General features: G+C 44.9%; 1 protein-coding gene. It reads left to right on the top strand.

Translation table 11 applies throughout. The features are described 5' to 3' along the window. Positions 1-308: 308 nt before the first annotated feature. On the top strand, positions 309-1,649 hold the full coding sequence (locus WBV27_RS13560) for a PTS sugar transporter subunit IIC (RefSeq protein ID WP_424202641.1): 1,341 nt from the start codon (positions 309-311) through the stop codon (positions 1,647-1,649). The last annotated feature ends 30 nt before the right edge of the window (positions 1,650-1,679 follow it).

Genomic DNA, 1,679 nt, shown 5'->3' with positions numbered 1-1,679 from the left:
TCATTGATGTAGGAATCAAAAATTTCAAAGAAATCCGACAGGAGGCCATCTTTTTTCTGCAAATACTGTAACTCCGATATTGTGTGGGTGAATAGTTTTTCGCGTATCTGGGCTTTATCCATGGTATCTCCTTCATGTAAGAAATGGTCAATCATCTCGTAAGAATATGATATTAATAAAATACGGCATATCCGTTAAGATGTACTTGTTAGCGATACCATAATGATAATCCGGATGATAAATTTAGTCAATATGATTCGCCTGACATTGTTCTTTGCACAGAAGCATCAAATATAGGAGGAAAATTAATGAATACTGAAAAAATGTCCCTCAGCGACAAGATTCAAAATACTGTTGGACCTTTCGCAACCAAGGTGAACAACAACATTTACCTGACCTCCGTCAGGGATGCCATGCTGGCATACATGCCCTTTACTTTTATCGCGTCGATCTTTTTGATTATCGCCTTTTTCCCGATTACCCAGGTTACTGACTTTATTACAATGGTTTTAGGTACAGAAAATGCATTTGTGTGGCAATCGAAATTATTATATGTTAACAGTGCAACGTTGGCAGTAGGCGGCTTGATCGTCGTTATTTCCATGGCGAAATCATTGGCGGATAAGCTGGAAACAAACGTGCTGCAATGCATCATTACCGCAGTCGTCTCCTTCCTTTTGCTGACGCCGCTGGATAACATCGAAGGCGTCGATTTTCTGAACATCACAAAAATCAGCGCGCAATCGATGTTCCTGTCGATCTTGGTCGGAATGTTCAGCACCATCATCTACAAAAAAATTGAAGAAAGAGGAATCAAAATCAAACTGCCGGAATCCGTTCCGCCTGCAGTAGCCGGACCATTCGAATCGGTCATCCCTTCCTTCATCGTTGTCACCACATTCTTCATCATCCGCTTGATCATCGAGTTGTTGCTGAAGAGTGACGCTTTAACATTGATCAACGGCACGTTAGGCAAACCATTGACTTACTTGGGCGGATCGATCGGCGGCTTGGTTGTAGTCAAAATCTTCGAACAATTCCTTTGGTTCTTCGGCTTGCACGGCGGTTCAATTATCCAAGCCGTGATGGATCCTATCCACCAAGTTCTGGAAGATCAAAATAAAGTTGCGTCATTGGCAGGAGCAATCCCTCCGAACATCATCAGCATGAGCTTCCGTAATCATTTCGCATCGATCGGTGTCGTGGGTGCCGTCATCGCGATCCTGATCGTAGCCAAGAGCAGACAGTACAAGGAAGTCGGCAAAATCTCAAGCGTCCCTTACATGTTCAATATCGGTGAACCAGCGTTGTTCGGTATCCCGTTGATGCTGAATTTCTTATACTTCATCCCGTTCATCTTCTCGAATGCCATTTCGACTGTCGTCGCTTATGTCGTCTTCGCGATGGGACTTGTGCCGCTTCCGACCGGCTTGGCGCAGATTCCATGGACAACGCCACCGATCATCAGCGGCTACTTCGTCACCGGCAGCATCAGAGGTTCACTCCTGCAGATTGCCCTGATCGCAATCACGACATTGGTTTGGATTCCGTTTGTCCGGATGGCCGATAAGCAGCATTACAAAGAGGAAAATGAAATGGACAGCACAGGTTCGGATTCGGTTGTCCATGAAGCAGAAGGAAGCCATTAAATGACCGCAACGGATCCATTGGCGATAAAC

The sequence above is a fragment of the Trichococcus sp. genome, assembly GCF_049589555.1.
GTDB lineage: Bacteria > Bacillota > Bacilli > Lactobacillales > Aerococcaceae > Trichococcus.
Note: the sequence above shows the minus strand (reverse complement) of the source record. Positions and strands in the feature narration are given on the sequence as shown.

What these genes read in the sequence shown, in the direction of transcription:
- WBV27_RS13560 (WP_424202641.1), top strand. Translation starts at nt 309, where the DNA reads ATGAATACTGAAAAAATGTCCCTCAGCGACAAGATTCAAAATACTGTT.